Origin of the sequence: Phytomonospora sp. NPDC050363 (assembly GCF_040655735.1) — a bacterium.
Taxonomy (GTDB): domain Bacteria; phylum Actinomycetota; class Actinomycetes; order Mycobacteriales; family Micromonosporaceae; genus Phytomonospora.
On the sequence record NZ_JBFAKK010000012.1, the window covers coordinates 56,602 to 79,523 of the forward strand.

The following is a 22,922-nucleotide window of genomic DNA, read 5'->3' on the forward strand; positions in this document are numbered from 1 at the left end:
CACCCGCCACCTCTGGCGGGCCTCGATGCTCACGCGCATCGCGCTCGGGGCCGCGATCATCCTGTCGGCGATGCCGCTCTACTGGATGGTCGTCATCGCCAGCCGGACCGCCTCGGACGCCGTCGCGGTCCCCCCGAAGCTCATCCCCGGCTCGAACCTGTTCTCGAACTTCGCCCGGGCCTTCACCGACGAGAACGCCTATTTCCTGCAGGGGCTGACCAACTCCTTCATCATCTCCACGACGGTGACCGTCTCGGTCGTGCTCATCTCGACGATGGCCGGCTTCGCCTTCGCCAAGCTCCGCTTCCGGGGCGCGAAGGTCCTGCTGGTGTCGATCCTGATCACGATGATGGTGCCGTTGCAGCAGATCGGCGTGGTGCCGCTGTACGTGATGATGGTCGAGCTGGACTGGGTCAACACGCTTCAGGCGGTGATCCTGCCCTTCCTCGTCAACGGTTTCGGCATCTTCCTGATGCGGCAGTACACCGAGCAGGCCGTGCCCGACGAGCTGGTCGAGTCTGCGCGCATGGACGGCGCCTCCACGTGGCGGGTCTACTGGAGCATCGTGCTTCCCGCCGTGCGGCCCGGCATGGCGGTCTTGGCGCTGCTGACGTTCATGCAGAACTGGAACGAGTTCCTCTGGCCGTTGATGGTCCTGCAGCCGGACAACCCGAGCGTGCAGGTCGCCATCCGTGGGCTGACCACGAACTATGGCGAGGACTACTCGATGGTGTTCGCCGGGACGTTGCTGTCGATCGTCCCATTGATCATCATCTTCATAGCGTTCGGCCGACAGATCATCGGCGGACTCATGGAAGGGGCAGTCAAAGCATGAATTCTCACCACCGGCAGGTCTTCCCGGCCGACTTCGTCTGGGGGGCGGCCACCTCCGCCTACCAGATCGAGGGCTCGACCACCGCCGACGGGCGCGGACAGTCCATTTGGGACAGATTCGCCGCGACCCCGGGGCGGGTGATCGACGGGAGCACCGGCGACATCGCCACCGACTCCTACCGGCGCATTCCCGAGGACGTCGCGCTGATGCGCGAACTCGGGCTGACCGCCTACCGTTTCTCGGTCTCGTGGCCGAGGATCCACCCCGAAGGGGACGCGAAGGTCAACCAGGCGGGCATCGACTACTACCGGCGGCTCGTCGACGAGCTGCTCGGCGCCGGCATCGAGCCCTGGATAACGTTGTATCACTGGGATCTCCCGCAGGCCCTTGAGGACAAGGGCGGCTGGCCCGCCCGCGACACGGCCTACCGTTTCGCCGAGTACGCCACGACCGTCCACGGCGCACTCGGCGACCGCGTGAACCGCTGGATCACCGTCAACGAGCCGTGGTGCGCGGCCTTCCTGGGATACGCCTCGGGCGAGCACGCGCCCGGCCGCCGGGACCCGGCCGACTCCATCCGCGCCGCCCATCACCTGATGCTCGGCCACGGCCTGGCCGTGCAGGCACTGCGGGCGCAGAAGCCGGACGACAAGATCGCCGTCGGGCTCAACTTCTACCCGGTGCGCGCGGTGTCGGAAGAGGCGTCCGATGTGGACGCCGCGCGCCGCATCGACGGGCTCCAGAACCGCTTCTTCACCCAGGCTGCCCTCGGCGGCTCCTACCCCGCCGACGTCCTCGCCGACCTCTCCGAGGTCGTCGACCTCGACTTCATCCGCGACGGGGACCTCGCCGAGATCCACCAGCCCATCGACGCCCTGTGCGTCAACTACTACAGCAGCTTCAACGTCACCGGCAACGGCAACGGGAAGGTGTCGGCGGCCGCCGCGCCCACCGACGCCGGCTCGCCCTGGCCGGGCAGCGGCCACGTCGCCTTCCAGGGCGGCGGCCTCCCCGTCACCGGCATGGGCTGGGAGATCGACGCCGACGGCCTGCGCTCCACCCTGGTCCGGCTCAGCGAGGAATACCCGGGACTCGCGCTGATCGTGTCCGAGAACGGTGCGGCCTTCGAGGACGCCCCGGCCAACGGCGGCCCCGTCGCCGACCCCGACCGGCGCGCCTACTTCGAGGTCCACCTCCAGGCGTGCGCCGACGCGATCGCCGCGGGCGTCCCGCTGGGCGGCTACTTCGCGTGGTCGCTGATGGACAACTTCGAGTGGGCGTGGGGGTACACCAAGCGCTTCGGTCTGGTCCACGTCGACTTCGACACGCAGCACCGCACGATCAAGGAGAGCGGCCGCTGGTACGCCGACTGGATCCGCGCCGGGATAGGTCGTAACGCCGACAGCGATTCGAGTCTTTCGATAGATTGACCGTGACCAGCACGTACCGAACTTCGGGGGGAGACGAAGTGAGCGGACGTGTATGGGCGGCCATCGCCGCGCTCGCATTGCTTGTGGCGGGGATCTTGACCGTGCTCGCGATGCCGGCCGACGCCGCTGACCCCATCCCGCAAACGACCTGGCAGACACAACCCTGACGACGAGCGCGAGGAGCCCCGGCCTCAGCCGGGGCTCCTTTTCTTCGCCCGACTCAGCAGCAGGACGTACAGGGTCAGCACGACGAGGTAGCCGCCTGCGGCCACCCAGGGGTACCAGCGGCCGATTCCGAGCCTGTCCGCGGGCGCGGCGATCGCCCAGCCCTGCGGGTCGGTGACGATCTGGACCGGCGTACCGACCTCGTAGCGACCGTCGACGGGGAAGGACCCCGGAAGTTCCCGGCCGTCCTCGCCGGTCAGGCGCACGTAGTGCCCGCCGCCTTTCGCCGCGGCGCCGGCGTAGGCGCTGACGGTCGCGGTCTCCTCGACACCCCGCACGGACAAGAGGTAGCCCGACAGGCCCTGCGAGACCACCGCGCACAAGACGAGCGTCCCGACCGCCGGGCCGATGACATATAACCCGCCCCGCTCCAGATACCAGTAGAAGAGGAGGCCGACCGGTGGCACGACCCCGGCGGCCAGCAGGGCGAGCGGGAGCACGCCGACCGCCGCCGGCGCGGTCCCGGAGAAGGCCGAAAGGCCGACGCCGACGGTCAGCGAGAGCAGCACCGAGGTGCCGTAGATGTATGACTTCATGCGCGGAAGGTAGCCGATGGGTGTGACTGTCCGCTTCCTCCACCGGGGTCGCCGGAAAGGACCGAACACCGCGCCGACAGGAGCCCTCCGCGCCCGTATCCGGCCATTGCGCGCCCTTGCTTCCCGGGCGTCCGTTTGGCGGACGATCACGATCGCGTTTAACGTACTCGCCATCACGCCGCGATGCCGGAATCGCCGGATCACGGCACAATGAGACCCAGCAGCCCTCGAGGAGACCTCCATGCTTGACGACAACGGCCACCGGCCCACGCTTGACACTGTGGCCGCGCGCGCCGGGGTCGGGCGGGGAACCGTCTCACGGGTCATCAACGGTTCCCCGAAGGTCAGTGAACAGGCGCGCGAGGCGGTCCTGAAGGCCATCCGGGAGCTCGGTTACGTGCCCAACCAGGCCGCGCGCTCGCTCGTGCGCCGCCGCACCGACACCGTGGCGCTGGTCGTCTCGGAGTCGGAGGAGCGGCTGTGGAGCGAGCCGTACTTCGCCTCGATCATCCGGGGCATCAGCAAGGGCCTGGCCGACACCGGCCTCCAGCTGCTGCTGACGCTGTCGCACTCGCGGGCCGAGCACGCCCAGCTGGAGCGCTACCTCGCCGAGCGGCACGTCGACGGCCTGCTGCTGGTCTCCGTGCACGGTGAGGACACCTTCTCGCAGAACATGGAGCAGCTCGGGCTGCCCATCGTCCTTTGCGGTGTCCCGGTCGGCACCCGACCGGTGTCCTATGTGGACGCAGACAATCGCGGCGGCGCCCGGCAGGCCGTCGAGTACCTGGTGGGCAAGGGAAGGCGCAAGATCGCGACCATCGCGGGATCGCAGGACATGCAGGTCGGCGTCGACCGCCTCGCCGGTTACCGCGACAGCCTGCGCACCGCCGAACTCCCCGACGACCCCACGCTGATCGCCTACGGTGACTTCTCCGAGGCCAGCGGCATGGCCCGCACCCGCGAACTCCTCGAACGGCACCCCGACCTCGACGCCATCTTCACCGCCTCCGACCCCATGGCCTTCGGCGCCATGCGCGTCCTTCGCGACGCCGGCCGCCGCGTCCCCGACGACGTCGCGATCATCGGCTTCGACGACTCGCCGACCGCCGCCCAGACCGACCCGCCGCTGACGACCGTGCACCAGCCCGCCGAGGCGATGGGCCGCGAGATGGCGCGCCTGCTGGTCGCCCGTATCCGCGGCGAGCAGCCCGATCCGCCGGTGACGATCCTGAGCACGAAGCTGGTCGTGCGCGACTCGGCCTGAGTCAGCGCATCAGGCAGAACTCGTTGCCCTCGGGGTCGGCCAGGAGCGTGTGCCCCTCGAACTCGGCGACGATCGTGGCGCCGAGGCCGGTGAGGCGCTCCTTCTCGGCGTCGGCGTCCTCGGCGCGCAGGTCGAGGTGCACCCGGTTCTTGACGGCCTTGCGCTCGGCGACGAGCTGGAAGAACATCCGGGGCCGGCCGTCGTCGACCGGCTCGACGAGGACCGTCGGGTCGTCCTCGACGTCGAAGATCCCCTTGCCGCGCAGGCGTTCCAGCTCCGCCTCGTCATAGGGGGCGACGCGGTACCCGTCGACGGCCGCCGCCCAGAAGCGGGCGAGCGAGGCGGGGTGCGCGCAGTCGAACACGACGTCCTGGATCCAAGCCATCAAACCATTCTCGTCGGGCCCGGCGGGTTGTCACAGGGTTTTCCGGCGGCGAGCGCGTGGTGCCTAGGGTGGCTCGATCAGTGCTACGAGAGGGGAAGCCGGTGCGCACCACTCCGCCACGGCCGTTCGATCCCGAACGGCGCAGCCCGGCGCTGGCGGGCTTGCGCCGCACCGCCACACGGCTGCATCCCAGGCCGGGGAACCCGGGAGTCGGGGAGAGTTCGGTGGGCGGACCGCTGCTGTGGCCGGCCGGTGAGGCGTGGCCGGTGTGCGGGTCACCGGTGCCCCATGACGCCGCGATCGGCTCGGTCGCCGGCGTGCGCCGTGAGCGGCTCCTGGTGGCGCGGCGGGACCTGGGGCGCGCGGAAGGCCGCCAGAGCGCCGAAGTCGAGGCCGAACTGAAGGAACTGTGGCTCGCACAGCGGGCGGCCGGTGCCGTGCGGCGGGACCCGGAGGCGCCGCAGGCGCTGATCGGCGTGGCGCAGTTGTACGCACGGGACGTGCCGGACCTGCGCCGGCCCGAGGGGACCGATCTGCTGCAGATGCTGTGGTGCCCGTACGAGCACGCCGACGCCGAGCACCTGCCCGCCGTTCGCCTGGTGTGGCGCGATTCGGCGGCGGTCACCGAAACCGTGCCCGACCCCAGTCCGGGCGTGGGGGTGCAGGAGGGCGGCTTCGTCCCCGAGGTCTGTTCGGTCTTCCCCGAGACGGTGGTGGAGTATCCACCGGAACCACTGATCGGGCTGGACCTGCCCGCGGACTTCGACGATCCCGACGAGCCCTGGGCGATCGCGGACGGCTGGAAGGCCGGCGGCTGGGGCGGGTACTGCGGCGTCACCGATCCGGTGATCCCGGAGTGCGCCTGCGGAGCGCGCACCGAGCCGCTGCTGACGGTCGGCAACGGCGAGTGGAGCAACGACTATCCGTGGTGGAAGCCCTTGGAGGAGGCCGGCTGGCGCAAGACGCCGGAGCATCCGACCTCCTGGGATCCGGTGTGCACCGCCATCGGGCGCGGCTACATCATGCAGATCTTCCAGTGCGCGAAGGGCTTCGACTGCCCGCCGACGGTGGCCATGACCTGAGCGCGGCCGCTCCTACCCCGCCCCCGACTGGGTCAGGAAGAACGCGATCCCCCACCCGACCGTCGTCAGCGTCCCCAGCGCCATCGCCGCGATCGCCAGCCCGTTGCTGGGCAGGTTCCCGCGCGTGGCGAGCAGAGCCGTGACGATCGCGAACACCCCGACCCCGGGGATCAGCACCCCCAGCCCGGCCAGGCCGAGCGCGTAGGGGATCATCGGCGAGCTCTTCTGCGGTGTCGGGGCGGCCACCGGGTGGCCGAGGTGCTCCAGTTGCGCTCGGGCGGCGAGGATGTCGACGACGCATTTGCGGACGGTGTTGCGGTGCAGCAGGTCGCGGCGGTCGGGAGCGGTGGACTCCCGCGCCCGCAGCACGTTCCCTAGGCGCTTGCGCTCCTCGGCGAGCCACTGGCGCGTCGGCGGTTTCTCCACAGTGGACCGCACCCATTCGGGCGCTTCGGGATAGCGCGAGGACAGCACCGCCAGACGGGTCTGCAAGTGCTGGAGCCGCCGGACCGAGCGCGCCGCCCGCGCGCCCCTGCGGCCTTTCGGCGCCTGCGCCAGGCGCCTGGCCGACTCGCGCTCGCGGTAGGACAGCAGCGCGTCGAGCTCCTCGGGGTGCACCAGCGGGGTGTCGTCGTACTGCTTGAGCTGGTCGCGGTAGAAGCTCGCCTCGGTGCGGTAGGCGAGCGAGAACAGGTACCAGACCAGCAGGAACACCGGCAGGCCCTTGATGAACAGGGCCGCCACGATGCCGATGCCGCCGAAGCCGAAACCGTCGCGCAGCAGCGGCGAGTTCCACAGTGCGTGGGCGAGGATCGCCACGCCGACCGCCCCGGCCACGACTCCCACGCGCCGGCGCATGGGCAGGCCGCGATTGACCGTCGCGTAGGCGATCGCGCCGCCGGCCAGGGCCGTGAAGACGGTGTGGCTCCACAGTCCACTGAGGAAACCGCGCACGATGAAGGTGGACACCACCGGCCCGACCTGGTCGCCGCCGCGGTCCCAGGCGGTCGCGGTCACCGCGTAGCCGAAGTCCTCCACGACCTGGAAGCCCAGCCCGATGAAGGCGCCGTAGACGAATCCGTCCACAGTGGAGTTCACCTGCTCGCGGGCCAGCAGCACCACCAGGACCACGCCGAGGGCCTTGAGGATCTCCTCGACGATGGGCGGCCCGATCGCCGCGCTCCACGTGCCGGCGAACTCCGGCGAGACGAGCTTGGCGAGCAGTCCGTGCGCGGCCCGTCCGCCGTAGACGGCGCCCATGTAGGCGACCACCCCGCCCCACGTGAAGGCGAGCGCGACCAGCCCGGGCGGTTCGCGTTCGAGGTAGTCCAGGCGCCGCAGCACGATCACGAAGGGGACGGTGAACAGCGTGAAGCCGACGGCGGCGACGGTCGAGGCGAGCGGGTAGGTGATGAAGCAGTTCCGGACGGCCTTGCCGAGTACCCACAGGGCGGGCAGCGCGAGGATCGCGAAGACCCACAGGGCGGGGTTGCGGACGTCGAACCACCGGCGGGAGCCCGGAGGCGTCGGGCGGACGTAGTGCTCGCCGGTCACGGGCGGCTCCCCTCGAAGCGCATGGTGGCCAGCGCGTCTTCGAGCCGGTCGTAGGTGACCTCGTCGAGGCCGCGGCGGGTGGAGCTGGACACGATCACGTCGACCCCGACGCCCTCGTGGACGAACACGATGAAGTAGCCCTCGGAGCTGGGTGAGCGGAACACGTGCCGCAGGCCGACGACGCCGTCCCGGGTGGTGAAGACGGTCTCCTCGCCGGCGAGCTGGATGCCCGGCTGCGCCTTGAGTTCGCCGTCGATCGCGCCGGCGAGGGCGGCGTCGGTGTCGTCGTAGGGGCGGGCGGTGGCGGCCACGATGGCGCCGTTGACGTTCAGTTCGGTCTTGCCGCCGAGGAGCCGGTCGCGGCCGACGTCCCGGGTCGTCCCCTCGGGGGCCACAAAGGACACTCCGTGGCCCAGATCGATGCGGTTTCCGCTGAGGTCGACGATTCCGGGAATCATCGAGTTGAGCAGGGGCAGGCCGGCGACGATGGCCAAAACCGCCCCGAGAACGGCGAGGGAGCCCAGAAAGCGGCCCGTGAACGTGTCAGTGAACAGTGGGCGGGAACGGTCGAAGCGGTCGCCCATGTCGCACTCCTCCCCTTGGATGGCCGCCTGAGCCCCATTGTGTCGTCTTGAGTGACGGACAGGGGTAGGGGAGTGGAGCGACGACAGCGGCCCACCCGCAAGAATCGGGTGGGCCGCTGTCGTGAGGGGATCGAGCTTTCGCTGAGGGGATTAAAAGCTCAAAGGTCAAGCCTGTCCGGGCTTCGCCGTGCCGGAAAGAACGCGGGGGGCGTACTCGGCGAGCGTTTTAGTCAATCGATTCCCGCTGCGAGGGAATCTGGCCCTGAAGCAGCGCGCGTACCTCCGACTCGCGGTAACGCCGGTGTCCGCCGAGCGTCCGGATCGCGCTGAGCTTGCCGGCCTTGGCCCACCGGGTGACCGTCTTCGGGTCGACACGGAACATGGTGGCCACTTCGGCCGGCGTCAGCAGCGGCTCGGGCTCGTGAGTACGAGATGCCATTGTGTTACTCCTCCACAGGTCTGTCATCACACACAGTCGCCGCACTCGGCTGACCGGCGCAGGTCCATCGTCCGGCCTGTCCCCGATGTCCGACATGGGCCGAACGGCCGAAACTGGGTGGCCCGTGGGGTTGAAGAAACTTTGGGAAATATCAGGATCGCTGCCTTAGCCGCCCGAATATAACGGTTTGATATCACTCGGGAAGATGCCCACCATCCGGTCTACCAGGCATCCCACCCCGCTCGGAGGAAGGTACAGGGTTAGCCTTTCGAGTGTCGGCTGCACCCCTTGTCGACCACCACGCGGGGCGGCCCCACGAAGTCCGCGTCGCAAGAGATCCTTCTATGGGAGAAGTAATGGGCGTATTCACGGCGCCGGAGAACCTCAGCGGCCACGAACAGGTGGTCTTCTGCCAGGACAAGTCCTCCGGGCTGCGCGCGATCATCGCCGTCTACTCGACGGCTCTGGGACCGGCTCTCGGCGGGACCCGTTTCTACCCGTACGCCAGCGAGGAAGAGGCGCTGCACGACGTCCTCGACCTCTCGAAGGGCATGGCCTACAAGAACGCCGTGGCCGGGCTCGACCTCGGTGGCGGCAAGGCCGTCATCTGGGGTGACCCGGTCGCCGACAAGAGCGAGGAGCTCCTGCGCGCCTACGGCCGCTTCGTGGAGTCCCTCGGCGGGCGTTACTACACCGCCTGCGACGTGGGCACCTTCGTCGAGGACATGGACGTCATCTCCAAGGAGACCAGCTTCGTCACCGGGCGCAGCGAGGACAACGGCGGCGCCGGCGACTCCTCGGTGCTCACCGCCTACGGCGTCTTCCAGGGCATGCGCGCCGCCGCCGACCACAAGTGGGGCACCCCCACGCTGGCCGGGCGGACGGTCGGTGTCGCCGGGATCGGCAAGGTCGGCAAGCACCTGATCGCACACCTGATCGACGACGGTGCGAAGGTCGTGGCCACCGACGTGTCCGAGCGGGCGCACGACTGGCTGAAGACCACGCACCCCAACGTCGACTTCGTCGACACGACCGAGGCGCTGATCTCGGCCGACATCGACGTTTACGCGCCCTGCGCGCTCGGCGGCGCGCTCAACGACGAGACCGTGCCGGTGCTGAGCGCGGCCATCGTGTGCGGCGCGGCGAACAACCAGCTCGCCCACCCCGGCGTCGAGAAGGACCTCGCCTCACGCGACATCCTCTATGCGCCCGATTACGTCGTGAACGCCGGCGGTGTGATCCAGGTCGCCGACGAGATCAATGGCTTCAACTTCAACCGCGCCCAGCGCCGCGCGTCGAAGATCTTCGACGTGACCGGCGAGATCCTCCGGCTGGCCGACCGCGAGGGCGTGCCGCCCGCGGTGGCCGCCGACCGGCTCGCCGAGCGCAGGATGGCGAACGTGGGGCGGCTGCGGTCGATTCACTTGCCGTAGCGGTTTGGTTGGTTTGGTTCGGGCGTCCCCGGGGCTTGGCTCCGGGGGCGTTTTCGTGTACGGGGTGGGGGACTGGTGGGCCTGGGGAGGGCCTGACTGAGCGCTAGAGGAGGCTCAGGAGCCGTTTCGCCTGGTGGGGGAGTGCGGCGGGAGGGTTGCGGGCGGCCGACGGGCCGCCGGGCAGGAGCATGTGGAGCCAGAAGGCGGCGAACAGCCGCCGCGCCTCGCGAGGCGTCGGGGGTCGGCGGGGAAGCGTGAGGCGAAGCCCGCGTCGAGTTTCCCGCGCATGCCCAGATGCTCCACCAGCGTCGCCGGCTCGAACGCGACGTCGCTGAGCGAGGCGTCCTCGAAGTCGACGATTCGCATGCGCTGTGCGTGTCCCACAGGCAGTTCGCGGGGTTCGGGTCGCCGTGGCCGAGGACCGGGTTCGGCGGCGCGGTGAGAAGAGTGGCGGCCCCGGGCGTGGACGCCCACGCCAGCGCCGCGTCGTAGGCCTCGCGGACGACACCGGGCTGCGGGCGGTCATGCGCGGCGAGGAGGGGGATGACGGTCGCGGCGAAGTCGGCGGCGGGCGGGAAGTAGGTCGCGATGGGGACGGGGGTGAGGACGGGGACGGCCCAGAGGCGTCCGAGGGCGTGTTCCAGCGCGTCGAGTTGAGCCGTGTCGTAAGGGCCGTCGACCGGGGCGCCGGGGATGACGGCCATCGTGATCCACGGCGGGGTGGCGGTGAGGTCGGCGGCCAGGGGTGGCGTCGTGAGTCCGGGGGCGTGTGCAGCGAGGTGCCGCAGGGCCGCCCACTCGCGGTGGTGTTCACGGCGGTGCTCGCGGCGGTGCTCGCGGCAGGGCGAGGCGCGGTAGCGCTTGCGGAGCACGGGGCCTTGGGCGGTCAGCTCGTGGGTGTGGGACACGGGTCGAGCTTGGCGAGGCGGGGTTCGGGGCGCAAGGTTGGCTGCCTGCTGCCTGCTGCCTGCTGCCTGCTGCCTGCTGCCTGCTGCCTGCGTACCCTCCGCCCTCGCGCCCGACCGCCGCGGCGCGGGGTGCCGGTCCGCCAGCCGGCCTTCCCCTCTCCAGGCGTGGCTACGTGCTCTCCAGGCGTGCGGTCAAAACCGTCGTACCTCGCCCGTATCGTTATTTTTGGGGCCCCTTTGGGGTGCGCGATGGCTCGCGCCTTCGCTTCGGGGCCGCCCCCCGGCGTGCCCTCGCCTCACCCGGCATCGGCCGGTCCTCCACCTCGCGCCCCCTCCGTCTTGCAGGACCCGGCGTCCACACCCCACCCGGCACGCGGCGTCCACACCCCACCCGGCACGCGGCGTGCCCTCACCCCGCATCACCCACGCGCCCCCACCCCTCAAACCCTCCCCAACACCGCCTCCACCGCCCCCTCCACCGCGCCCGCCCCGTCCAGCTCCAGGTCGTACCCCCTCCCGTGCGCATGCACCGTCCCCAGGTGCCCCCGCGCCAACCCCGCGACCTGCCCCCGCTCCCTCTCCCGCGCCTCCAGCACCGGCAGCGGGCAGTGCAACCCCACCCACAACACCCGCACCCCGCCCAGCGCCTCCGTCCACGCCCCCATGAGGTCCGGCGTCAGCAGCAACTCGTCCACGATCACGTCGTTCCCCGACTCCGCCATCGCCGCCGTCGCCGCGTGCATCGCCCGCAGCATCCGCCGGCCGGCCGGCCCGTAGCGGATCACCGTCACCGGATGCCCCTCCTCGGAGACGGAGCGGTCGTACGCGAATCCCTCCCGGCTCAGCGGCCCGCCGCGTCCGCCGCCCCAGGGCTCGGGCACCGACGCGAAGAAGGCGTCGATGCCCGTCGCGAGCCACGGCGTGTCGGCCCGCTCCTGGATCGCCCGCGTCAGCGTGGTCTTCCCGGCGCTGGAGGTGCCGTTGATCCAGATCACGCGACCGCTCACGCCGCGTCGTCCCCCCAGCGGCGGGCGGAGATGTCCCCCATGTTCGCGTCGCCCCAGTCGCCCAGCGGCAGCAGTGCCGCGTTGAGACTGCGACCGAGCCGGGTCAGCGAGTACTCGACGCGGGGCGGCACCTCGCGGAACACCTCGCGGTCGACGAGGGCGTCGGCCTCCATCTCGCGCAGTTGCTGGACGAGCATCTTCTCGCTGATGCCGGGCAGGCGGCGCCTCAGCTCGGCGAAGCGCGCGGTGCCGTGCTCCAGCTGCCAGAGGATCAGCGCCTTCCACTTCCCCCCGATGACGTCCACGGCGGCGTCGAGACCGCAGGAGTACTCGCGCTTGACCTTCATCGGGCCTCACTCACCTTTAGGGGGGTACCGTCGGCCAAGGATGGTACCCGGAAAGGTCCGTTTCGCGCTCCGCGACTCGTATCGACCCCCATCAAAGAGTGGTGCTTACCGCACCGACTCGCCGGTAAGCGTTCTAACACTGCCCCGGATGCGGAGCTATGAGGTATTTTGTCGCCTTTTTCCGCCGCTTTCTTGGGGTGGGTCGAGGTGCCAAGTTGAGCTGAGGCGCTGTACCGTAGGGGCCACGACAGAAGATGACGTTCTCCGGGGTCGCCGCTGCGGCAACCCCGTGACTGTGTGCGAGGGGGTCGAGCCATGGGGCGCGGCCGAGCTAAGGCCAAGCAAACTAAGGTGGCCAGGCGGCTGAAGTACCACTCGCCGAACACCGATCTTTCTGCGCTCCAGCGTGAGCTCGGAAACGATGACGGTGCGGCGGACGACGAGTTCGAGGAGACGGACGATGAGTTCGTCGACGCGTACGACGACGTAGGCCAGGGCCAGGACCGAGAACGAGACCCTGACGACCGCGATCTGCGCGAGGAAGACTGGCTCCCCCCGCGCAAGAGCTGACGTCCACAGGCAACGGCGGCCGAGTCGCAGGCCCCTCCATCGGAGGGGCCTCGCGCACTCAGGCCGCCGACTTCCTGCCGTATTCATCGGCGCGGCCGTAGACGTTGAGCACGTAGGCGTTGACGTGGTTGTACGAGAACACCGCGTCGTACCAGCCCTGCGCGGTCGACAGGTCCCGGTTCCCGGCGCACAGATACTTCGCCGCGGCCAGGGCCACGTCGTCGATGTCGTTGGGGTTGGCGTCACCGTCGCCGTCCGCGTCGGTCGCCCAGTTCTTCCACGTGGTCGGGATGAACTGCATCGGCCCGATCGCGCGATCCCAGACCGTGTCGCCGTCCCAGGCGCCGTCGTCGGTGTCGGCGATGGCCTGGTTGTTGTTCGTGCCGTCCAGCGCCGGCCCGCGGATCGCCTTGAGCGGCCGACCGCCGGCGTCGAGGCTCGTGCCGCCCGTCGTCCCGTGGTTCGTCTCGACGCTGCCGATCCCGGCGAGCGTCGTCCACGACAGCTTGCAGTTGGGCTGTGCCGTGGCCAGCCGCAGCTCAGCGAAGCCGTAGGCCTGCAACGCGCGCGCCGAGACCCCCACCTTCGCCGACATCTTCGTCGCCCAGCCCGCCAGCGTGCTCGACGGCGTGTTGTTCGACCCGCTCGGCGGCGGCGTGTAGACGCCCGTCGTGGGAGTCGGCTGCGGGACGTTCGGCGCGCCCGGGATCGCCTGCGCGCCGGGAGGCAGCGCGATCGGCGCCTCGCCCGCGGTGCCGCTGCTCTCGCCGGCGCCGACCGGTCGCGCACCACCGCTGCGCGGAACCACGAAGGTCGCCAGCAGGGCGAGAGCCGTCAGCAGGACCACCGTCACCGCGACCTGGATGCCGAACCGGGAACCGGGTCTGCGCATGTACTCCGCGGTCGCCCGGCTCGCCGCGACCGTCGAACGGGTCGCCACGGGAACCCCGCGCCGGGTGGAGCCCCAGGCATCCTGGAGGCCGCTGGAAACGTATTGAGAGATTTTCGTGAGCTTGCCCGCCACGCGGGAAGTATGGCCGATCCCGGCACGTCACCGCCAGTGCCCGCCGTCCCTTTTCGTCCTCATCGCGCACCTAAACCACAGAAAATAACGACGCAAATGTCACCAGGTCGCAACCGGAAGGCCCGTCGCGTCGTTTCGAAGGTTGTGTGCACAAGCCCGGTCGCCCGGGGTCACCGAGGCGGCGGAGGGCGAGTGCCGGGGGGCCGGCTGTCGTGCTCATCGGGGGGAACGCGGTGGAGGAACGGAACTACGTCACGTCTGCGACAGGGGGCGGTCCACCGTCGGAGGGGGCCGCCGCGGTGTGCCGGGCCGGGCCGCCGGTGAACGACGCAGGAGGACTTTCCCCGACGCACAGGTGCGCAGAGCCGATGCGCGAAGGCATGCGTAGTGTTCGGGCACCGGACATGGCGCCAGGGTCGGAGGAATCCACTGTGGAGACACAGTTGCCGAGCGGAACAGTGACGTTTCTGTTCACCGATATCGAAGGTTCGACTCGGATGGCTCACTCGCTGGGGGCCGAGTATCGCACCGTGTTGCACGACCACAGACGGCTACTCAGAGGCGTCCTCGGCCGCAGCACGGGAGCCGAACTTCTCACCGAGGGGGACAGTTTCTTCGTCGCCTTCGCCGACGCGGCCACGGCGGTCACCGCGGCCATCGACACGCTTCGCGCCCTGGCCGCGCACACCTGGCCCTACAGACCCGGCTGGACCGAGCCGTGCATGCCGAGGCTGCGGATCGGCATCCACACCGGTCCGGCCGTCCCCAAGGGAGGCGAGTACGCCACGCACGTCGTCCACCGCGCGGCGCGGGTGCGCGACGCGGCCCACGGCGGGCAGGTCCTGTGCTCGGAGGCGACCTTCGACGCGGCCAAGCGGCGGCTGCCGCCCGACATCAAGGCCGTCGACCTGGGCCTGCACCGCCTGCGCGGCTTCGACGATCCCGAACGGCTGATGCAGCTGGTGGTGCCCGACCTGGAGTCGGAGTTCCCGCCGCCGCGCACCGAGGACGCCCGCGCGCACAACCTGCCGTACTTCGCCGACTTCGTCGGCCGCGAGGCCGAGATCAGCCGGTTGCGGCGCCTCGTCGACGGGCACCGCCTCGTTTCGGCGACCGGTCCCAGCGGCGTCGGGAAGACCCGCGTGGTGGTCGAGATGGCCCGCCGCGCGGCCCCGAGTTACACCGACGGCGTCTGGTACGCCGAGCTGCCAGGAGCCGGCGACGCCGACGCCACGGCCGGGCTCGCGCTGGCCCGCGCGGTCGGTGTGCGGCCCGATCCGTTCCGGGCGCCGGTGGAGACCGTGCTCGACTGGCTGCGGCACCGCAAGTGCGTGATCATCCTCGACGGCGCCCAGGCGCGCCACGCCGACTTCGTGCGGCGCGTGCTCGCCGAGTGCTGGCAGGCGAGGATCCTGCTCGTCTCGCGGGCGCCGATGGGTCTGTCGGGTGAGGTGATCTGGGCGGTGCCGTCCATGGTCGACGGTGAGGCGGTGCGCCTGCTGGAGTTGCGCGCCGCCGCCGCCCGGGGAGGCGTGCCGGTCGAAGGCTGTGCCTCCGTGGCCCGCCGCCTCGGCGGTCTGCCGCTGGCGCTGGAGCTGGCCGCCGCGCGACTGCGGGTCGTGTCGCCCGAGGCCCTTGCCAAGCGCCTCGACGACGACCTCCTCGGTGTCCTCGACGGCCCCGGCCGCGTGTGGAGCGCCGCCCTCGACGCCTCCTACGAGGCCCTGCCGCCCGGCGCCGTGCGTCTCCTGCACGCCTTCGCCGACGAGCCCGACCCCGTCGACGTCGACGCCGTCGAGCGCCTCCTCGGCCACACCGGCGCCGATCCCCTCGACGCCCTCGCCGCGCTCGTCGATGCGTCCCTTGTGGACGTTCGCTACACCGGCACCGCGGCCCTTTACCGCCTCAGCGGCCCCGTCCGCGCCTACGCCGCCTCCCGCGGGCCGTCCCGCCCGCCGGGCGCGCGGGGCCGCGCCGCCGCCCCGCCCTCCCCACCGGAGCCCTCCTGTCGGGCCACCTCACCCGACCCGCCCGCCCCCGACCACGTGGCACCCCACGACTTCGGCCGACTGCCGGGCACTGTCTACGCGATGAACGGTTTACTGCCCACCACTCCCGCCGACGGCCGACGCTGGCCGGGCGACGCGGTGTCGGTCGGCAAATTAGGCGGCTGGCGCGTGGGCGCGGCGTGGAACCGCGCCCACGGCTAGGCCACCTGGGAACCTTGCGCGCTCCGGTTACGGTTACCGTCGGTGTTCGGCAGATCTACCCCGGGGGTTCTCATGGCGGAGACGTTCGACGACGGCGGCGCGAGCGGCGAAGGCGACTGGAAGTCCACTCTCGAGCGTTTACTCGACCTGGCCACCGACCGCCATATCGAGGACAACCCGCAGTGCGTGGTCGTCACCGAAGCCCTCCAGCCCTACCGTGAACAGCTCGGTGCCTCCGCCCTCTGGGGACACGCCACCACTGATCCGGCGAGCCTGAGGTCGTACCTGCTGGAGCAGGCTTACGCGTTCGAGTACGACGACATGGTCGTCTTCGACATGCCCGACGGCCGGCGGCTCTCCTACTACCTGCGCGGCGGTGCCGCCTGGCTTGAGGTCCGCTCCACCTTCGACGGTGTGAAGGCGCAGTTCGAGGCCGTCATGTCCTACAGCCCCGACAGCATGGCCGGGCCGTATCAGGCGGTCAAGCGCATCCGGGAGAACCTGACACCCGTTACGAACCTGTCGGAAGAATTCACGAGGCTCACCGGCCCGCAGATCACCGATGCCCAGGGCGAACTTCAGGACTACGCCACCTTCAACCAGAACTGGGGCGCCTACGCCGAGATCGGCGAGTCGCTCGTCGCCTGGCGAGGTATGGCGGCCGAGATCTTCAACGGCGCCTATATCAACCTCATCCCGTCCATCCTGACCGGTCAGACGCTGGTGGCGAAGGTCCTGGAGGACTCACTCGACATCGCCGCCACGTCCTACACACAACTTCGGCTGCACGCGGTGGCCGCCTTGAACGACGCCGTCGACATCCTGGCGCTCTATCCCGCGCCGGTGTACTTCGGTGATCCGTTCGACTGGGCCACGACCCTCGACATCATCGCGGCGGGCGCGGGAACGATCTCGGGCGTCACCGGCTTCGAGCCCGGCGCGGGAACCGCCGTCTCTGTTGTGTTCGCCCTGGTCGCCGGAGCGGCGTCCCTCGCCAAGACGGTCATCGGCAGCCCGGAACACGTCGAAGCGAAGAGAAAGCCGGTGAAGATCGAGGGCGACAGCGCCCGCGAGATCGCGTCCAACTTCGAGCTGCTGATCCGGACGTACCAGAACACCGTCCACAACACCGAGGAAACCCTGAGGCGAACACTGGCGGGCTTCCAGTCCTTCGTCGACGACCGCAGTGCCCCGGGTGTCGTCGTCCGCCTGACTTGGGGTGGGGACTACCCGGTGTCGCAGCGCAACACCTTCTTCGAAACGATGCGTCCGTCGCTCGGAGACCTCAACGCGGACACCGGATTCGCCACGATCAGCGGCAACGATTACATGGGCGAGCCGCCCCACAGCGGCGCCTATTTCGCAACCGACCTCCAGAGGCTGCTTCAGTCGGGCCACCAGTGGTTGCCGGACCTGGCCGCCAACTACCACGGGTTGAGCGGCTCGGGTGCCGCCAACGGGGTCGAGGCCGCTTTTACCCGTGACACCCACGGTTACTCGGTCAGTGACAGCGAGTCGTACGCGGGCATCTCCAAGGGGGTGCTGTATCCACAATGGATCGTGCTTTACGACGAGCTCATGAGCATGCTGAAGACTTCCGGCGACAACCTCGACGCCGCAGCATCCGGGCTGATCGCCGCAGCCATCGCGTACGCGGAGCAGGACGATGCAGCGGCCAAGGAATTGAAGGACACCTCGGCTTACTACAAGGAGGCGTGATGCGGTCTCATGATCGAAACTCGTGGCCCGTATCGGCGCGATGGACGGCAGCGCCCGCCGTCGTGGTCCTGCTGTTGTTGACGGGCTGCACCGAAAACGGTCCGGAGACTCCCGAGTCGACGGCTCTTCCCAGCGCGTCGGTGGTGCCGAGCGATCGGCCCTTGAAGCCAGGCTGCCTTGCCTGGGCCGACCCGCCGACGTCGGGCACGCTGGAGGTCTACAAGACATGGCTCGAATATGACCCGGGCTTCGACGCCATCGTCAACTGGAACATCATCCTGTACAACTCCAGCGAACTGATGGCCGTCGACGCGACGATCACGCCGAAGTTCACCCTCGACGGCAAGGACGTCACCGACGAGATCGAGCACAAGGATTACGGACCTTTCGGGTCCTTCATCGGGTCGTACCGCCCACATGAGAACGTCGATCTCGATGGTCCATTGACGGCCCCACAAGACTGGAAGCGCAGGGTCGAGTTCACCGCCACCGTCGTCGCCGACTACTGGTGCCACCCCGCGCCCAAGTCGTCCTAGCCCTCACCGCACCGTCCACCCGACGCCCCTCGTCGAACGGATCCCCTCGTGCCCGACCTCGCCGACATCCTCGACCGCATGACCGTCCGCGTCACCTCCCCGGACAAGCGCGTCCGCGCCGAACTGCGGCGCCGCGCTGTGACCGTCTCCTTCGCCTCCCCCGATGCGTACGGCGCCTACCGGGACGCCACGGCGCTCGCCGGCCAGGTCGCCGCCACGATCACTTCCGCCGTCGCCGCGGCCGACCGGGCCCGCCGGCAACTCGTCGCCCAGCACACCGGCTTGCGGATCGACGACGAACCGCACTGGGATCCGGGCCGTCGCCGTCTGCGGGAGCGTCGAGACCGAATCGAGGTCCAGGGCGAATCGCCGGGCGGTGTCGTGCGGATCACGACCGTCGGCCTGCGTGAGTGGCGCGTGCACGTCGTCGCGGGCACGCTTCAGCGCTTGAACTCGGCGAGGTTCTGCGCCGAACTGAACGGCGCGATCGCCGACGTTCACCGGGCCCACGCCGAGGCCGTCTACGAGCTGAAGTCCGCGGAACTCGGCCGGGTGGGCGCGCAGCCGCGCGGTGGGGCATAGCCAGTGGTCGGGACCGGCCTTCGGCTACCGCTCGACCGGAACCACCGACGCCTCCCCGCCCTCCGCCAGCTCCGGGAACCTCCCCGCGTTGCGCGCCATCTTCGCCCGCGTCGCCGCCTCCAGATCCACGCCCAGCACGTCGGCCAGCCGTGTCAGGTACATCAGCACGTCGGCCATCTCGGCGGCGACCGCTTCGCGCTTCGCGTCGGTGAGGTTCTCGCACTCTTCGGGGGTGAGCCACTGGAGTTCCGCGACCAGCTCGCCGACCTCGCCCGACAGGGCCATGGCGAGGTTCTTGGGGCGGTGGAACTTCTCCCAGCCGCGGGCGGCGGCGAAGGCGCGGAGATCTTCGGTCAACCAGTCGAGCGACATTCCAGCAGGATAGGCGCGGGGCCTGCGCGAGCCCCGCGCCTGTCGCGCTATTCGAACGCGGTGGTGTGGATCCTGGCCTTGTAGAACTCGGCGCCGGTCCTGGTGCGGTCGGCGCCGACCGAGAACCTGACGGTCGGGCTTCCCCAGGTCTTGGCGCCGACGCCGTCGGCCTTGACCGAGATGTCCTCGCCCGACGAATGCCGCGACCAGGCCTTGAGGGAGCCCTCGGCGAGGACCGTTTCCTTCGTCAGGGTGGCGGTGTCGACGCGGTAGGCACCGTAGGTGTCCGTGACGAACAGCTTGCCCTTGTCGGTGTAGTCGGGCTGGAGGTCGTGGCCCAGTCCGGACAGTGTGACCTGCTTGCCCGCGTAGACGAGCCGCGTATTGCGGTAGGTGCCGGTGACGTTGTAGGCGCGCAGCATCTTGTCGCCGACGGCCCACAGGTGCTTCAGCGTCGGATCCCACAGGACGCCGTGGGCGCCCTTGAAGGCGATCGTCTGCACCCGCGCCAGCGTGCTCGGGTTGCTGACGGCCGTCGGCCCGTAGACGCACAGGTAACCGCCGGCCAGCAGACCGTCCGATGAGGACGCCGTGACGATCGCGCCGATGTCGGGGATCCGCTCGATCGCGTGCGGATTCCCGCCCGGCGTCCCGGTCCACAGCAGGTCGTTGAGCTCCTGGTGCTGCTCGGTGGTCTTGTCGACGATCCCGACGTTGCCGCCCGACGCCGCCACCAGGCACACCTCGCCGAAGGACGCGGTGCTGCGGAAGCGCACGTCGGACAGGTTGGACCAGCCGCCCGCGCCCGGCGACCAGCTCCACTGCACATTGGCGTCGGTGAACGCGCTGTCCTTGTCCCAGACCAGGATCTTGTTCTGCACCTGCTCGGTCGTCGCCACCGAGTACACGGCGGCCTGCGCGGGCGAGCTCAGTATTAACGAGGCCGGTGCCGCGAGGGCCGCGGCGCCGAGGAATGTCCGTCGTTTCATGCGGATTCCCTTTCCTGCGTGGGTTACTGGAACGCGGTCGTGTAGATCCGCGCCTTGTAGAACTCCGCGCCCTCGCGGGTGCGCCACGGCGAGCGCGAGAAGCGGACGGTCGGGCTGCCCCAGGTCTTCTCGCCGACGAGGTCGGCGCGGACCGAGACGTCCTCGCCGCTCTGGTGGCGGGAGTAGGCCTTGACGGAGTCCTCGACGGCGATGGTGGTCTTGGTGAGCGTCGCCTTGTCGATGTGGTGGACGCCGTAGGTGTCGGTGACGAAGAGCTTGCCGACGTCGGTGTAGTCGGGCTGGAGGTCGTGGCCGAGGCCGGCGAGGGCGACGGAGCGGCCGGTGTCGACCAGGCGCACGTCGCGGCGGTTCCCGACGACCTCGTAGGCGCGCACGATCTTGTCGCCGATGGCCCAGAGCACGTCACCGGCCGGGTCCCACAGGACGCCGTGGGCGCCCTTGAAGGGGATCGTCTGCACCTGTTCGAGGGTGGTGATCTCGCGCGGGTGGGAGGGCGCGTAGACGCACAGGTAGCCTCCGGCGACCTGGCCGTTGGAGGAGCTGGCCGACACGACGGCGCCGACGGGGTGGACGTACTCGGCGGCGTGGGGGTTTCCTCCGGGCGCGGCCGACCACAGGAGGTCGTCGAGGCCCTGCTCGCGCACACCGCGCTTCTTGACGACGATGCCGACGTTGCCGCCCGACGCGGCGGCCATGGCGACCTCGCCGACGCGGGGGATGCGGCGGAAGCGCGCGTCGGAGAGGTTGAACCAGCCTCCGATTCCCGGCGACCAGGACCACTGGAGGTTGGCGTCGGTGAACTCGTCGTCCTTGTGCCACATCATCAGCCGGTTGAGGATCTGCTCGGTACCGACGACGGAGAAACCGGACGAGGCCTGCGCCGGCGAGGAGCCGAGGAGCGCGGCGGCGGGGACGCCGAGGGCGGCGGCGGACAGGAGAGAACGTCGCTTCACGGTGATCCTTCGTCTACAAGGGGCAAGGGTCGTATCGAAGTATGCCGAAGAAAAGCTCGAAACCTTGACCACGAGATGAAGGTTTCCTACTGTTCGGGTAGCCGACGAAAGGAAAACCTCCCCATGCCCACCGAAGACACCGGCTCCGGCACCGCGCGCCGAACCATTTTCCGCACCGGAGCGGGCGTCGGCATCGCCGCCCTGGGCGCTGCGACGCTCGTCGCCGGCTCCACCACCGCGCAGGCCGAGGAGACCACCACCGGCGCCGCCCCCGCGCCGGCCGTCAACCCCGCATTCCCCAAGTACGAACTGCGCGCCTCCTGGATCGCCAGCACCGTCAACATCGACTGGCCCAGCAGGCCCGGTCTCGACGTCGCCACGCAGAAGGCCGAACTGGTCCGCTGGCTCGACGAGGCGGTCGCCTACGGCTTCAACGCCGTGATGTTCCAGATCCGCCCCACCGCCGACGCGTTCTGGCCCTCGCCCCACGAGCCGTGGTCGCGCTGGCTGACCGGTTCGCAGGGCGTCGACCCCGGCTACGACCCCCTTGAGTACGCCGTCGCCGAGGCCCACAAGCGCGGCCTGGAGATCCACGGGTGGTTCAACCCGTTCCGGATCTCCATGGCCTCGGTCAGCAACGACGTCGGCATCGACCCGTCCAAGCTCGTCGACGGCCACCCCGCCAAGGACAACCCCGACTGGGTCGTCGCCTACCCCGCCGACGCCCCCACCAGCGGGAAGCTCTACTACGACCCGGGTGTGCCGGCCGCGCGTCAGCACAACGTCGACGCGATCTGCCACGCCGCCGAGAACTACGACCTCGACGGCGTCCACTTCGACGACTACTTCTACCCCTATCCCGTGGGGACGTCGGAGTTCCTCGACGATGCGAGCTTCGCCGAGTACGGCGGGGACTACACCGACAAGAAGGCGTGGCGCCGCAACAACGTCGACGAGTTCGTCAAGGCGATCTCCGACCGGCTGCGCCGCAACCGGCCCGGGATCAAGTTCGGCATCAGCCCCTTCGGCGTGTGGCGCAACAAGGCCGACGACCCGGTCCTGGGCTCCGACACCGCCGCGGGCGCGCCGACCTACGACGTCCTCTTCGCCGACACCCGCAAGTGGGTCCTGGAGGAGTGGATCGACTACATCGTTCCGCAGGTCTACTGGGCCGACTCGCTCGCCGTTGCCAGCTACGGCAAGATCGTGCGCTGGTGGGACGAGGTGTGCCGCGGCACGAACGTGCAGCTGTTCATCGGCGAGGCGACCTACAAGGTCAACGCCTCCACCCAGTCGCCCGAGTGGAACAACGACGCCCACGAGCTCGACCGGCACGTCGTCCTCGGCCGTGAGCTGGGCGACGTCGACGGCAACATCTACTTCTCCGCGAAGTCGGTGCGCGCCAACGAGCTCAACGCGATGGGCATCATCCGCGACGCGCACTACCAGCGTCCCGCGCTGATCCCGCCGTCCGACGACCGTCAGCGCAGGCCCGACCGTCCCGAGATCAACGACGCGCGCTGGCGCGACGGGAAGCTCGAACTGCGCTTCGGCTGCGGCCGCGGGCGTGGAGGCGGGCACGGGCACGGTCGTCGTGAGGCGACCTGGTACGCCGTGTGGCGCTTCGACGGGCACCGCCGGGACGTCGACGCCGGTGACATCGCCGACGCCACCGCTCTGGTGGGCCGCGTGCACGCCGACGCCGACGGCGAGTTCGTCGACGCCACGGCGGTGCGCGGGCGCAAGTACACCTACGCGGTGACCGCGTACAACCAGAACTGGACCGAGAGCAAGATCAGCAAGGCGCGCAAGGTCTAGTCTCTACACGGCGGCGCCGACCCCGGCCTGGGCACGGAACGGGGGCGGTGCCGTCGTTTTGCCTGCGTTGCGGCTACCGCTTCTGCCCCTCGCGCGACA

At 69.8% G+C, this 22,922-nt stretch carries 23 protein-coding genes; 11 read left to right on the plus strand and 12 right to left on the minus strand.

Going from position 1 to position 22,922, the window contains the following annotated elements; genetic code table 11:
• Positions 1-25 precede the first annotated feature (25 nt).
• Positions 26-835, plus strand: coding sequence for a carbohydrate ABC transporter permease (locus tag AB0I28_RS28405; protein ID WP_357498780.1), 810 nt, complete (start codon positions 26-28; stop codon positions 833-835).
• Positions 832-2,265 (plus strand): GH1 family beta-glucosidase, encoded by a 1,434-nt coding sequence (locus AB0I28_RS28410; RefSeq protein WP_357498371.1) that lies wholly within the window; start codon positions 832-834, stop codon positions 2,263-2,265. Before AB0I28_RS28405 ends, AB0I28_RS28410 begins: the two co-directional genes overlap by 4 nt.
• A gap of 191 nt (positions 2,266-2,456) precedes the next feature.
• Here the strand turns inward: AB0I28_RS28410 and AB0I28_RS28415 are convergent, their stop codons facing one another.
• Complete coding sequence (locus AB0I28_RS28415; RefSeq protein WP_357498373.1) at positions 2,457-3,026, minus strand: hypothetical protein; 570 nt, start codon at positions 3,024-3,026, stop codon at positions 2,457-2,459.
• Between the two features lie 241 nt (positions 3,027-3,267).
• On the opposite strand from AB0I28_RS28415, the gene AB0I28_RS28420 reads away from it, so the two are divergent.
• Positions 3,268-4,290, plus strand: coding sequence for a LacI family DNA-binding transcriptional regulator (locus tag AB0I28_RS28420; protein WP_357498375.1), 1,023 nt, complete (start codon positions 3,268-3,270; stop codon positions 4,288-4,290).
• A gap of 1 nt (position 4,291) precedes the next feature.
• Here the strand turns inward: AB0I28_RS28420 and AB0I28_RS28425 are convergent, their stop codons facing one another.
• Positions 4,292-4,675, minus strand: coding sequence for a VOC family protein (locus tag AB0I28_RS28425; RefSeq protein ID WP_357498377.1), 384 nt, complete (start codon positions 4,673-4,675; stop codon positions 4,292-4,294).
• 224 nt (positions 4,676-4,899) lie between these two features.
• Here AB0I28_RS28425 and AB0I28_RS28430 point away from each other — a divergent pair, with 224 nt between their 5' ends.
• Entirely contained in the window at positions 4,900-5,757 is an 858-nt protein-coding gene (locus tag AB0I28_RS28430) for a hypothetical protein (RefSeq protein ID WP_357498379.1), read from the plus strand.
• Between the two features lie 12 nt (positions 5,758-5,769).
• On the opposite strand, the gene AB0I28_RS28435 is transcribed toward AB0I28_RS28430, so the two are convergent.
• The 3 genes from AB0I28_RS28435 to AB0I28_RS28445 all read right to left on the minus strand — a co-directional run bounded on the left by AB0I28_RS28435 (position 5,770) and on the right by AB0I28_RS28445 (position 8,334).
• Positions 5,770-7,311, minus strand: coding sequence for a PrsW family glutamic-type intramembrane protease (locus AB0I28_RS28435; protein WP_357498381.1), 1,542 nt, complete (start codon positions 7,309-7,311; stop codon positions 5,770-5,772).
• The gene (locus tag AB0I28_RS28440) at positions 7,308-7,895 is read right to left on the minus strand and encodes a hypothetical protein (RefSeq protein WP_357498383.1); all 588 of its coding nucleotides are present in this window, start codon (positions 7,893-7,895) and stop codon (positions 7,308-7,310) included. Before AB0I28_RS28440 ends, AB0I28_RS28435 begins: the two co-directional genes overlap by 4 nt.
• A gap of 226 nt (positions 7,896-8,121) precedes the next feature.
• Positions 8,122-8,334 carry a BldC family transcriptional regulator gene (locus AB0I28_RS28445; protein WP_184792365.1) on the minus strand — a complete coding sequence of 71 codons (213 nt, stop codon included), beginning with the start codon at positions 8,332-8,334 and terminating at the stop codon, positions 8,122-8,124.
• 356 nt (positions 8,335-8,690) lie between these two features.
• On the opposite strand from AB0I28_RS28445, the gene AB0I28_RS28450 reads away from it, so the two are divergent.
• Positions 8,691-9,767, plus strand: coding sequence for a Glu/Leu/Phe/Val dehydrogenase dimerization domain-containing protein (locus tag AB0I28_RS28450; protein WP_357498385.1), 1,077 nt, complete (start codon positions 8,691-8,693; stop codon positions 9,765-9,767).
• Here the strand turns inward: AB0I28_RS28450 and AB0I28_RS28455 are convergent.
• The 3 genes from AB0I28_RS28455 to AB0I28_RS28465 all read right to left on the minus strand — a co-directional run bounded on the left by AB0I28_RS28455 (position 9,755) and on the right by AB0I28_RS28465 (position 12,029).
• Positions 9,755-10,675 (minus strand): hypothetical protein, encoded by a 921-nt coding sequence (locus AB0I28_RS28455; protein ID WP_357498386.1) that lies wholly within the window; start codon positions 10,673-10,675, stop codon positions 9,755-9,757. The genes AB0I28_RS28450 and AB0I28_RS28455 overlap by 13 nt on opposite strands.
• Before the next feature lie 440 nt (positions 10,676-11,115).
• On the minus strand, positions 11,116-11,682 hold the full coding sequence (locus tag AB0I28_RS28460; RefSeq protein WP_357498388.1) for an AAA family ATPase: 567 nt from the start codon (positions 11,680-11,682) through the stop codon (positions 11,116-11,118).
• Positions 11,679-12,029: a helix-turn-helix domain-containing protein gene (locus tag AB0I28_RS28465; protein WP_357498389.1), complete on the minus strand. Its 351-nt coding sequence runs from the start codon at positions 12,027-12,029 to the stop codon at positions 11,679-11,681. The genes AB0I28_RS28460 and AB0I28_RS28465 overlap by 4 nt, the downstream gene beginning before the upstream one ends.
• Positions 12,030-12,344: 315 nt before the next feature.
• On the opposite strand from AB0I28_RS28465, the gene AB0I28_RS28470 reads away from it, so the two are divergent.
• Positions 12,345-12,599, plus strand: a complete 255-nt coding sequence (locus tag AB0I28_RS28470; RefSeq protein ID WP_357498391.1) for a DUF3073 domain-containing protein — start codon at positions 12,345-12,347, stop codon at positions 12,597-12,599.
• 58 nt (positions 12,600-12,657) lie between these two features.
• On the opposite strand, the gene AB0I28_RS28475 is transcribed toward AB0I28_RS28470, so the two are convergent.
• Positions 12,658-13,623: a lytic murein transglycosylase gene (locus AB0I28_RS28475; protein WP_357498393.1), complete on the minus strand. Its 966-nt coding sequence runs from the start codon at positions 13,621-13,623 to the stop codon at positions 12,658-12,660.
• Positions 13,624-14,027: 404 nt separating this feature from the next.
• Between AB0I28_RS28475 and AB0I28_RS28480 the strand changes: the two genes are divergently transcribed.
• The 4 genes from AB0I28_RS28480 to AB0I28_RS28495 all read left to right on the plus strand — a co-directional run bounded on the left by AB0I28_RS28480 (position 14,028) and on the right by AB0I28_RS28495 (position 18,670).
• The gene (locus tag AB0I28_RS28480; RefSeq protein ID WP_357498395.1) at positions 14,028-15,833 is read left to right on the plus strand and encodes an adenylate/guanylate cyclase domain-containing protein; all 1,806 of its coding nucleotides are present in this window, start codon (positions 14,028-14,030) and stop codon (positions 15,831-15,833) included.
• Positions 15,834-15,905: 72 nt separating this feature from the next.
• The gene (locus AB0I28_RS28485; RefSeq protein ID WP_357498396.1) at positions 15,906-17,552 is read left to right on the plus strand and encodes a hypothetical protein; all 1,647 of its coding nucleotides are present in this window, start codon (positions 15,906-15,908) and stop codon (positions 17,550-17,552) included.
• Positions 17,552-18,088 (plus strand): hypothetical protein, encoded by a 537-nt coding sequence (locus AB0I28_RS28490; RefSeq protein ID WP_357498398.1) that lies wholly within the window; start codon positions 17,552-17,554, stop codon positions 18,086-18,088. Before AB0I28_RS28485 ends, AB0I28_RS28490 begins: the two co-directional genes overlap by 1 nt.
• A gap of 48 nt (positions 18,089-18,136) precedes the next feature.
• Positions 18,137-18,670, plus strand: coding sequence for a hypothetical protein (locus AB0I28_RS28495; RefSeq protein WP_357498399.1), 534 nt, complete (start codon positions 18,137-18,139; stop codon positions 18,668-18,670).
• Between the two features lie 24 nt (positions 18,671-18,694).
• Here the strand turns inward: AB0I28_RS28495 and AB0I28_RS28500 are convergent, their stop codons facing one another.
• Genes AB0I28_RS28500 through AB0I28_RS28510 form a run of 3 tightly spaced genes read right to left on the minus strand, consistent with a single transcriptional unit; the run spans position 18,695 to position 21,005 of the window.
• Positions 18,695-19,042 carry a nucleotide pyrophosphohydrolase gene (locus tag AB0I28_RS28500; RefSeq protein WP_357498401.1) on the minus strand — a complete coding sequence of 116 codons (348 nt, stop codon included), beginning with the start codon at positions 19,040-19,042 and terminating at the stop codon, positions 18,695-18,697.
• A 47-nt stretch (positions 19,043-19,089) separates the two neighbouring features.
• Positions 19,090-20,031 carry a DUF6528 family protein gene (locus tag AB0I28_RS28505; RefSeq protein ID WP_357498403.1) on the minus strand — a complete coding sequence of 314 codons (942 nt, stop codon included), beginning with the start codon at positions 20,029-20,031 and terminating at the stop codon, positions 19,090-19,092.
• Between the two features lie 23 nt (positions 20,032-20,054).
• A complete protein-coding gene (locus AB0I28_RS28510; RefSeq protein ID WP_357498405.1) occupies positions 20,055-21,005 on the minus strand; it encodes a DUF6528 family protein in 951 nt (316 codons plus the stop codon).
• Between the two features lie 123 nt (positions 21,006-21,128).
• Between AB0I28_RS28510 and AB0I28_RS28515 the strand changes: the two genes are divergently transcribed.
• Positions 21,129-22,823 carry a family 10 glycosylhydrolase gene (locus tag AB0I28_RS28515; RefSeq protein WP_357498406.1) on the plus strand — a complete coding sequence of 565 codons (1,695 nt, stop codon included), beginning with the start codon at positions 21,129-21,131 and terminating at the stop codon, positions 22,821-22,823.
• The last annotated feature ends 99 nt before the right edge of the window (positions 22,824-22,922 follow it).

Bases quoted from the DNA above. Each gene is read 5' to 3' on its own strand.
- AB0I28_RS28405 (WP_357498780.1), top strand. From the start codon at position 26: ATGCTCACGCGCATCGCGCTCGGGGCCGCGATCATCCTGTCGGCGATG.
- AB0I28_RS28410 (WP_357498371.1), top strand. From the start codon at position 832: ATGAATTCTCACCACCGGCAGGTCTTCCCGGCCGACTTCGTCTGGGGG.
- AB0I28_RS28415 (WP_357498373.1), bottom strand. From the start codon at position 3,026: ATGAAGTCATACATCTACGGCACCTCGGTGCTGCTCTCGCTGACCGTC.
- AB0I28_RS28420 (WP_357498375.1), top strand. From the start codon at position 3,268: ATGCTTGACGACAACGGCCACCGGCCCACGCTTGACACTGTGGCCGCG.
- AB0I28_RS28425 (WP_357498377.1), bottom strand. From the start codon at position 4,675: ATGGCTTGGATCCAGGACGTCGTGTTCGACTGCGCGCACCCCGCCTCG.
- AB0I28_RS28440 (WP_357498383.1), bottom strand. From the start codon at position 7,895: ATGGGCGACCGCTTCGACCGTTCCCGCCCACTGTTCACTGACACGTTC.
- AB0I28_RS28445 (WP_184792365.1), bottom strand. From the start codon at position 8,334: ATGGCATCTCGTACTCACGAGCCCGAGCCGCTGCTGACGCCGGCCGAA.
- AB0I28_RS28450 (WP_357498385.1), top strand. From the start codon at position 8,691: ATGGGCGTATTCACGGCGCCGGAGAACCTCAGCGGCCACGAACAGGTG.
- AB0I28_RS28465 (WP_357498389.1), bottom strand. From the start codon at position 12,029: ATGAAGGTCAAGCGCGAGTACTCCTGCGGTCTCGACGCCGCCGTGGAC.
- AB0I28_RS28470 (WP_357498391.1), top strand. From the start codon at position 12,345: ATGGGGCGCGGCCGAGCTAAGGCCAAGCAAACTAAGGTGGCCAGGCGG.
- AB0I28_RS28480 (WP_357498395.1), top strand. From the start codon at position 14,028: ATGGCGCCAGGGTCGGAGGAATCCACTGTGGAGACACAGTTGCCGAGC.
- AB0I28_RS28485 (WP_357498396.1), top strand. From the start codon at position 15,906: ATGGCGGAGACGTTCGACGACGGCGGCGCGAGCGGCGAAGGCGACTGG.
- AB0I28_RS28490 (WP_357498398.1), top strand. From the start codon at position 17,552: ATGCGGTCTCATGATCGAAACTCGTGGCCCGTATCGGCGCGATGGACG.
- AB0I28_RS28500 (WP_357498401.1), bottom strand. From the start codon at position 19,042: ATGTCGCTCGACTGGTTGACCGAAGATCTCCGCGCCTTCGCCGCCGCC.
- AB0I28_RS28505 (WP_357498403.1), bottom strand. From the start codon at position 20,031: ATGAAACGACGGACATTCCTCGGCGCCGCGGCCCTCGCGGCACCGGCC.
- AB0I28_RS28515 (WP_357498406.1), top strand. From the start codon at position 21,129: ATGCCCACCGAAGACACCGGCTCCGGCACCGCGCGCCGAACCATTTTC.